This window comes from Burkholderia sp. IMCC1007, assembly GCF_027257875.1.
Classification (GTDB): domain Bacteria; phylum Pseudomonadota; class Gammaproteobacteria; order Burkholderiales; family Burkholderiaceae; genus Burkholderia.
This window is the reverse complement of the sequence record NZ_JAPVQY010000019.1, coordinates 108,880-117,997: the sequence shown is the minus strand read 5'-3', so window position 1 is coordinate 117,997 and position 9,118 is coordinate 108,880. Positions and strand designations below refer to the sequence as shown.

At 71.1% G+C, this 9,118-nt stretch carries 7 protein-coding genes; 6 read left to right on the top strand and 1 reads right to left on the bottom strand.

The genetic code is table 11. The annotated features are described in order from the left end of the window. On the bottom strand, window positions 1-2,430 hold a 2,430-nt coding region (locus tag O1Q03_RS18540; RefSeq protein WP_269505262.1), incomplete at its 3' end, for a LuxR family transcriptional regulator. A 266-nt stretch (window positions 2,431-2,696) separates the two neighbouring features. Here O1Q03_RS18540 and O1Q03_RS18535 point away from each other — a divergent pair. The 6 genes from O1Q03_RS18535 to O1Q03_RS18510 all read left to right on the top strand — a co-directional run bounded on the left by O1Q03_RS18535 (window position 2,697) and on the right by O1Q03_RS18510 (window position 8,843). Beyond that, on the top strand, window positions 2,697-3,689 hold the full coding sequence (locus tag O1Q03_RS18535; RefSeq protein WP_269505261.1) for a universal stress protein: 993 nt from the start codon (window positions 2,697-2,699) through the stop codon (window positions 3,687-3,689). An 18-nt stretch (window positions 3,690-3,707) separates the two neighbouring features. Then, on the top strand, window positions 3,708-4,688 hold the full coding sequence (locus O1Q03_RS18530) for a quinone oxidoreductase family protein (RefSeq protein WP_269505260.1): 981 nt from the start codon (window positions 3,708-3,710) through the stop codon (window positions 4,686-4,688). A gap of 10 nt (window positions 4,689-4,698) precedes the next feature. Beyond that, window positions 4,699-5,547, top strand: a complete 849-nt coding sequence (locus O1Q03_RS18525) for a TauD/TfdA dioxygenase family protein (protein WP_269505259.1) — start codon at window positions 4,699-4,701, stop codon at window positions 5,545-5,547. Window positions 5,548-5,679: 132 nt separating this feature from the next. Next, window positions 5,680-6,735 (top strand): 3-keto-5-aminohexanoate cleavage protein, encoded by a 1,056-nt coding sequence (locus tag O1Q03_RS18520; RefSeq protein WP_124825697.1) that lies wholly within the window; start codon window positions 5,680-5,682, stop codon window positions 6,733-6,735. Between the two features lie 155 nt (window positions 6,736-6,890). Then, window positions 6,891-8,219, top strand: coding sequence for an MFS transporter (locus O1Q03_RS18515; protein WP_269505258.1), 1,329 nt, complete (start codon window positions 6,891-6,893; stop codon window positions 8,217-8,219). Window positions 8,220-8,267: 48 nt separating this feature from the next. Beyond that, window positions 8,268-8,843, top strand: coding sequence for an RBBP9/YdeN family alpha/beta hydrolase (locus O1Q03_RS18510; RefSeq protein ID WP_269505257.1), 576 nt, complete (start codon window positions 8,268-8,270; stop codon window positions 8,841-8,843). Window positions 8,844-9,118 lie beyond the last annotated feature (275 nt).

The window sequence follows — 9,118 nt, the reverse complement described above, 5'->3', positions numbered from 1 at the left end:
CGGCTGCGCGGGCCGCGCAGCGCTGTCGCCCGCGGGCGCCTCGTCGCCGACGCGGCGCGCCCAGTCGGCGACCGCCGGATGCGCGTCGGCAAGCGTGCGCGTCAGGCCGAACATGTCCGCGAGGTTCATCGCCTCGTCGAGCCGCGCGCGGCCGCCGTGCGCGGACTGTTCGAGCGCGAACGCGCCGAGCGCCATGATCTCGATGCGCTCGCGTCCCATGCTCATCTCGCGCGCCAGCACGGCCGCTTCGTCGAGCGCCGCGCCGGCATCGTCCCAGCGGCGCGCGGCCAGCGCGGCGCCCGCGTGCGCCATCGCCTGCAGCAGCACGACGGGGCGCCGCCACAGCGGCCCGTGCGACGGAAATTCGGCCGCGGCGATCGCATCGATCCGCTCGACGAGCGCATGGCAGGTTGCCTCGCGATAGCGCGCCGCATGGATGCGCACCTGCTCGGCGAGACTCGCGACCGACAGGCGCGGCAGCCGGCGCGCGACGCCCATCGCGTCGAGCGCCTCGAGCAGGTCGATCGCGCGATGCTCGACGCCGCGCAGCAGCGCGATGCGCGCGGCCGTCCGGTAGCCGAGCAGCACCGTGTCGGGCGTGCCCGCATGTTCGAGCACGTCGAGCCGGTTCGCGAGCAGCGCGGCGGCCTGGTCGACGCGATCGGCCTCGTACGCGATCGCCGCGCACATCGCCGCGAGCATGCAGGTCAGCGGATGGCGGCGCCCGAGATCGGCTTCCGCGCGTGCGAGCGCCGGCGACAACGCATCGTCCGCGAGCCGGATCTGGCCTTCGCGCAGATAGCTCAGGCCCGTGATCAGCTCGCCCCAGCGCGCGACGTAGCCGAACCCGGCCGCCGTCGCGCCGCGCGGCGCGGCCTGCTGGAAGCGGCGTGCCTGCGCCGGCTCGCCGACGATGATCGCGCGCGCCGACAGGCGGTTCGCATGCATCTGCGCGAGCCACGTCGCCGCGGGCGGCGTGAAGTCGGCCCACGGTTCGAACAGCTCGACGAAGCGGTCGATTTCGTCGGCGTAATACGCAGCCGCGCTGAGGATCAACGCGCATTCGTAGCGCATCGCGGCCGGTGTGCCGGCGTCGGCCAGGATGCCGGCGATCTGGCGCTGCGCCTCGACATGGCGCTCGCCGAGCGCGAGCGCCCACGCGACCGCGATCCGCAGCGTCGGACGCTTGTCGAGTTCCGCATCCGGCAGCAGCGCGAGCCAGTCGAGCACGTCGTTGATGCGGCCCTGCTTGATCGCATCCTCGAGGCAGCGCTGCGCAAGCGCGTACGCGGTCTCGAACTGGCCGGCCGCATACGCGTGGCGCGCCGCTTCTTCCGTCATCCCGTGCGTGTCCAGCCACGCGGCCGCGCGGGCATGCAGCGCGCTGCGCGTCGCGTCGGGTTGCGCCGCGAGGCGGTCGCGCAGCGTATCGCGCACGAGCGGATGCAGCCGGCACCAGTCGGAATCGTCGGAGGCGATGAACAGCGGCGTGTCGCGCGCAAGGCGTACGAGCTGGTCGGCCGCCGCCGCGTCGTCGAGCAGCGCGGCGCACAGCGACGGATGCAGGCGGTCGGCGACGCTCGTGCGGGTGAGGAATGCGGTGTCGTCGGCGGACAGGTTCGCGAGCAGCAGCTCGACGAGCCGGTCGCGCGTGCCGTCCATGCGCGCGGCGAGCGCGTCGACCGCCTGGCGCGGATCGGCCGAGCGCGCCATCGCGGCCATCGCGAGCTGCAGCCCGAGCGGCCAGCCGTCGACGCGTTCGAACAGGCGCGCGCACGCGTCGGCATCGACCTTCTGCGCGAAGCGCGCGCCGACCAGCGCGATCGTCTCGTCGAGCGTGAAGCGCAGCCAGTCGGGGCCCGCGAGCGTGCATTGGCCGCCGGCGAGCAAGTCGCCGGCCGCGTGATCGAGCCCGCGCCGGGCCGCGACGACGACCCGCAGGTTCTGCGGCGCGTTGTGCAGCACGTAGGTCAGCGCGTCGAGGCCGGCGGCCGGCAGCCGCTCCGCGTCGTCGACCATCAGCAGCGCGTCGATCGACAGCTGCGCGACTTCGGCCAGCCACGCGGTCAGCCCCTCCAGCGCGCGGGCCGCGCCGTCCGGGATCAGGCGCCCGAAGCCGGGCCGCGCGCAGCCGGTGCGCACCGCCTGCACGAGTCCCTGCAGCAGGCGCGGCGCGTCGTCGCGCTCGTCGGCGGACAGCCACACGACCGCGCGGCCGAGCGCGAGCGATTCACGTCGCCATTGCGCGAGCAGCGACGTCTTGCCGTAGCCGGCCGGCGCCTGCACGAGCATCACCGGCCGGCTGTCGAACACCGGCGCGGCGAGGCTCAAGCGCGCCCGCGCGAGCAACTGCGCCGGCACGCGCGGCGCGGTCGTCTTCAGCACGAGTTCGGTGGGGGGCGCGTCGGCGCGATCGGGTGGGTGGGCCATCGGGGCAGCAGTCGGATTCCGGCGGTGCCGTGCGGGCCAGCGTCCGGGGTGGGTGTGGGGGGAAGGATCGGCCGAACTCCGCTCGCGCGTCAATCCCCCCCGCGACGAGTGGGGCTGCGCCGCCACCCGATCGATAGCATGGGTTCCGATGCGTGACGAACGCAACCGACGAACGCAACTTGAAATGCAACGAGGAGAGGCCATGAACATCGTATCGACCGGCGCACAACGCAGCGCGCCGCGCGCCGGATAAGCGGAGCGGCACGATGTATCGCCATCTGCTCGTGACGGTCGACGGCGTGCCCGGCGGCATCGACGCGGTCGGCCATGCGCTCGAACTGGCGCGTGCGGTCGGCGCGCGGGTCACGTTCGTGCTGACCGGCGCCGCGCCGGACTCGCGTTTATCCGGAGCGCGGATGCCGCAGCACGGTGCGAAAGTGGAAGCCGCCGCCCGGGCGCAGGGACTGTCCTATGCGATCGCGGGGGCCGGCCGTCCGGGGGCCGGCCAACCGGGGCCCGGCGGCACGTCGCCCGGCGCGCTCGCCGGCAGTCTCGGCTGCGACCTGATCGGCGTCGCGGCACTGCCGCACGATGCCGATGCGGCCGCATGCGCGCAACGGCGGGCGCTGCTTGCGACCAGCAGCGTGCCGGTGCTCGTGTGCCCGGCACGGCATGCCCCGGCCGAGGTACGCGTGATGGCCCGTTGTCTCGCCGCGCATCGCGCGCTCGGCGAGCGGCTGCAGGCGCTGATGACGGCAAGCGAAGGCGCGAACGCGACGACACGCGCGGCCGCCGATGCAGATGCAGACGCCGATGCAGACGCCGATGCACATGCACATACCGACGACACGCTGACGGCGCTGGCCTCGCTCGCAGCGCTGCAGCGCGCGCGGTTCGGCACGTCGGCCGAAGCACGCCTTTTCACGGCATTGCGCAGGCGGGCGGAGAGCACCGCGGCCGAACTCGACGAGCTCGACCGCCAGCGGCGCCGCGACGCGCACGCGCTCGACACGCTGGCGCGGCTCGCCGCCGACGGGTTGCCGTCGGCCGCGTTCGATGCCGCGCTCGCCGTCTATGCGCACGGCGCATTCGAGCAGATGGGGCGGATGGAAGGCGTGATTTTCCCGGCCGCGCGGCGCTACCTGGGCGACGCCGACTGGATCGAACTGGACACGCCCCCGGCGAGCGGCGCAGCCGCGACGCCGCCGGGCGTACAAGAACCCGACGAACCCGACGATGCGCGACCCGCATCCGACTGAAATCCTACGGAGAACAAGATGGCACATGCAGTGCGATTCCACGAAACCGGCGGCCCCGACGTGCTGCGCTGGGAAACCGTCGAAGTCGGCGATCCGGGCGCCGGGCAGGTGCGCCTGCGGCACGAGGCGGTCGGCCTGAACTTCGCCGACACGTATTTCCGCAGCGGTCTGTATCCGGTTCCGCTGCCGGCTGGCATCGGCGTCGAGGCGGCCGGCGTGGTCGAGGCCGTTGGCCCCGGCGTGACGAACGTTGCGGTCGGCGACCGCGTGACCTACACGGGCTTCCTGAACACGCTCGGCGCGTACAGCACCGAACGGCTGATCGCCGCCGCGCCGCTCGTGCGGCTGCCGGCCGGCATTGCGTGCGACACGGCCGCGGCGATGACGATGCGCGGGCTGACTTCGGCCTACCTGCTGCGCCGGATCCACGACTTCGCGCCGGGTGACACGATCCTGCTGCACGCGGCCGCGGGCGGGGTCGGGCTGATCGTGTCGCAATGGGCAAAGTTGCTCGGGCTCACCGTGATCGGCACCGTGTCGAGCGGACACAAGGCCGCGATCGCCCGCGCGCACGGCTGCGACCATACGATCGACTACAGCCGCGAGGACGTCGCGAAACGCGTACGCGAGCTGACGGATGGCGCGGGTGTCGACGTCGTGTTCGACAGCGTCGGCAAGGACACCTTCGAAGGCTCGCTCGATTCGCTGAAGCGGCGCGGGCTGATGGTGTGCGTCGGCACCGCGTCGGGTCCGATCCCGCCGTTCGACCCGCAGCGGCTCGCGATGAAGGGCTCGCTGTACCTGACGCGCCCGGCGCTGGCCGACTACATCGCGGATCCGGCCGAGAAGAACGACCTGGCCGGCGAACTGTTCGCGCACGTCGCGGCCGGCCGCATCAAGATCGAGATCAACCAGCGCTATGCGCTGCAGGACGCGGCGCAGGCGCACCGCGACCTCGAGTCGCGCAAGACGACCGGCTCGTCGGTGTTCATCGTCTGAGGAGACGCGCATGCGAGTCGAACCCCTGACCTGTGCGATCGGCGCGGAGCTGCTGGACGTGAGCCTCGCCGACGCCGTGCACGACGACGGCCTGTTCGCCGAGATCCGCGCGCAGTTGCTGCGCCATCGCGTGCTGTTCCTGCGCGACCAGGACATCACGCGCGCCGAGCACGTCGCGTTCGCGCGGCGCTTCGGCGAGCTGGAGGATCATCCGGTCGCCGGCAGCGATCCCGAGCATCCCGGGCTCGTGCGGATCTACAAGTCGCCCGACCAGCCGAACGACCGCTACGAGAATGCGTGGCACAGCGATGCGAGCTGGCGCGTGGCGCCGCCGTTCGGCTGCGTGCTGCGCTGCATCGACGGTCCGCCGGTTGGCGGCGACACGATGTGGGCGAACATGGCGCTCGCGTACGAGCGCCTGCCGGACCACGTGAAGCAGCAGATCGCCGACTTGCGCGCGCGCCACAGCATCGAGGCGAGCTTCGGCGCGGCGATGCCGATCGACAAGCGGCTCGCGCTGAAGGCGCAGTACCCGGACGCCGAGCATCCGGTCGTGCGCACGCATCCGGAAACCGGCGAGAAGGTGCTGTACGTGAATGCGTTCACCACGCACTTCACGAACTTCCACACGCCCGCGCGCGTGCGCTTCGGGCAGGACGCGAATCCCGGCGCCGGCCAGCTGCTGCAATACCTGATCAGCCAGGCTTACATCCCCGAATACCAGGTGCGCTGGCGCTGGAAGAAGAACAGCGTCGCGATCTGGGACAACCGCAGCACGCAGCATTACGCGGTGATGGACTACCCGCCGTGCGTGCGCCGAATGGAGCGCGCGGGCATCGTCGGCGACGTGCCGTTCTGAGCTGAGCTGAGCTGAGCGCCCCCGCACCGTAACCGTTTCCAACCCCATGCAACGCACCGGGCCTGCCGCCCGGTGCGACCGGATACGCACGCCCAACCATCCCGAACACAACGATTCCATCTGGAGGACGACATGCAATTTCTCGACGATTCGCTGCACCCGGAAAACCAGGACAAGGTAGTCATCACGGTCGCGCCATATGGCCCGGAATGGATGCCCGCGGATTTTCCGGAAGACATTCCGGTGACGATGGACGAGCACGTGCAGAAGGCCGTCGACTGCTACAACGCGGGCGCGACGGTGCTGCACCTGCACGTGCGCGAGCTCGACGGCAAGGGCAGCAAGCGGCTGTCGAAATTCAACGAGCTGCTCGGCCGGCTGCGCGAAGCGGTGCCCGACATGATCCTGCAGGTCGGCGGCTCGATCTCGTTCGCGCCGGAAGGCGACGGCGCCGAGGCGAAATGGCTGTCCGACGACACGCGCCACATGCTCGCCGAACTGACGCCGAAGCCCGACCAGGTGACGGTCGCGATCAACACGGTGCAGATGAACATCACCGAGCTGATGAACCGCAAGGACATCGCCGGCACGTCGCTGAACGAAGCCGCGCTGTGGGACGCGTATCGCGAGATGACCGTGCCGGCCGGCCCCGGCTGGGTCGACGAACACCTGCGCCGGCTGCAGGCCGCCGGCATCCAGCCGCATTTCCAGCTCACCGGCATGCATGCGCTCGAAACGCTCGAGCGGATCATCCGCCGCGGCGTCTATCGCGGCCCGCTGAACGTCACGTGGGTCGGCATCGGCGGCGGCTTCGACGGCCCGAATCCGTACAACTTCATGGAATTCGTGCGGCGCTGCCCGGACGGCGCGTGCATCACGCTCGAATCGCTGATGAAGAACGTGCTGCCGATCAACACGGTCGCGATGGCGCTGGGGCTGCATCCGCGTTGCGGGATCGAGGACACGATCATCGACCAGAAGGGCAACCGGATGACGTCGGTGCAGCAAGTCGAGCAGTGCGTGCGGATCGCGCGCGAACTCGGCCGCGACATCGCGACCGGCAAGGAGGCCAAGGCGATCTACCGGATCGGCGTGCAGTACGACGGCGTCGACGAGACGCTCGCGCAACTCGGGATGGCGCCGAACCGCCGGCCGGGGGAGGTGAGCGTGCCGCTGCGCGCGGCCTGAGGCCGCGCATCCGGGCGGCCCGCGAACGCCGCCCGCCGATCGATGTGGCGCGGCACCCATCCTCGCGCAGTGCGCGAGGGCAAGCTCCGGGACACGGAGCGGGGCCGCGCAAGCCGCGCCGGCGCGTTGCCGCACCGGTGCCGGAGGAGACACGCATGCTGATTCATCCTGTCGAGCCGTCGCTGCACGAGGCGGCCGCCACCGGCCGGCGCGCGCCGGCCTATGCCTGGCTCGTGTTCGGGCTGACCGTCGGCCTGCTGCTGTCGGACTACATGTCGCGGCAGGTGCTCAACGCCGTGTTTCCGCTGCTCAAGCACGCGTGGGCGCTGTCGGACACGCAGCTCGGTTCGCTGTCCGGCGTCGTCGCGCTGCTGGTCGGGCTGCTGACGTTTCCGCTGTCGGTGCTCGCCGACCGTTTCGGGCGGGTGCGCAGCATCGTGCTGATGGCCGCGCTGTGGAGCGTCGCGACACTCGGCTGCGCGCTGTCGACCAACTACACCGAAATGCTCGTGTCGCGCGGCCTCGTCGGCCTCGGCGAAGCCGCGTACGGCAGCGTCGGCGTCGCGCTGATCCTCAGCATCTTTCCGGCGCGCCTGCGCGCGACGCTGACTGGCGCGTTCATGGCCGGCGGCGCGTTCGGCTCCGTGTTCGGGATGGCGCTCGGCGGCCTGGTCGGCGCGCATCTCGGCTGGCGCTGGTCGTTCGGCGTGATGGCCGCGCTCGGCATCGTGCTGCTCGTCGCATACCGCGCCGTGGTCACCGAGCGGCGGCTCGCGGCATGCCGCGTCGAACCGTGCCGGCGCGACGCCGACGCGCCGCGCGACCTGCGCGGCAGCATGCGGGCGCTGATGTCGGGGCTGTTCGCATCGCGTTCGGTGATCTGCGCGTATATCGGCAGCGGACTGCACCTGTTCGTGCCCGGCGCGCTGTTCGCGTGGCTGCCGAGCTACCTGAACCGCTATTACGCGATGGCGCCGGACCGCGCTGCCGTGCTCGCGGCCGGCTTCGTGCTGCTGTCGGGCGTCGGGATGGTCGGCTGCGGGATCGTCACCGACCGCGTCGGGCGTACCGACGGTTCGCGCAAATGGCTGACCGCGATCGCGTATTGCGTGCTGACCGGCGTATGCCTCGCCGTCGCATTCCGGCTGCCGCCCGGGCCGCTGCAGCTCGCGCTGATCTGCGCGGGCATGCTGGTCGGCGCGGGCGCGTCGGGCGCTTCGGGCGCGATGGTCGCGAACCTGACGCCGGCCGCGATCCACGCATCGGCGTTCGCGACGCTCACGCTCGCCAACAACCTGCTCGGCATGGCGCCGGGCCCCCTGCTGACGGGATGGGTCGCCGACCACACCGGTCTCGTCGGCGCGCTGCAGTGGATTCCCGTCGTGCCGCTCGCGGCTGCCGTGCTGTTCGAGATCGGCCGCGCGAGCTACGCGGCCGATCTCGCGCGCGTCGAACGCGAACGGCGCGCGTCCCGGCTGTCCTGAACCGAACTGAATTGAACCGAACCGAAACTGAACTCTTCCGGAGGCTGCATGACCCTGGCGACCGCGCCCACCATCCTGATCGTGCCCGGCTTGCGCGATCACGTCGAAGACCACTGGCAGACGCATCTCGAACGGCGCCTGCCGAACGCGCGCGCCGTCGCGCCGCTCGACACCGACAAGCTGAGCCGCGCCGCGCGCGTCGCCGCACTCGATGCGGCGCTGGCCGCGATCGACGGCCCGGTGATTCTCGTCGCGCACAGCGCGGGCGTGATGATCGCCGTGCATTGGGCGCGGCAGGCCACGCGCGAGATCCACGGCGCGCTGCTCGCCGCGCCGGCCGATCTCGATACGCCGATGCCGGCAGGCTACCCGACACCCGATGCGCTCGACGCGCACGGCTGGACGCCGGTGCCGACAGGACGGCTGCCGTTCCCGAGCATCGTGGCCGCAAGCCGCAACGATCCGCTCGCACGCTTCGAACGCGCGGCAGCGTTCGCGGCGGGGTGGGGCAGCCGGCTCGTCGATCTCGGGGAGGTCGGGCACCTGAATCCGGCGTCCGGGTATGGTGAGTGGCGCGATGCGGAGCGGCTGATCGGGGAGGTGATCGCGCTTCGTGCGGCCTGAGCACCGCCCTCGACGCGCCGTGCCGCATGTGCGCTCAGGCCGGCGCGGCGATGTGAACCGATTTCATTTCAGCCCCCGTTGATATACGACGTCCTAACACGCCGCGCATCCATTGCCACGGGGCGCGACGAAATCAATCAATCAGCAAATCCTCAACGAAACGGAAGCTTCTTGTTAGGGAAATTCCCGCCCCGCGCGTCACCGTTTTTTGTTGACCGACATCGTATAACGCCGTCATGATTTCCTGAAAAGAAAGGTCCCATCCACCGCCCGAA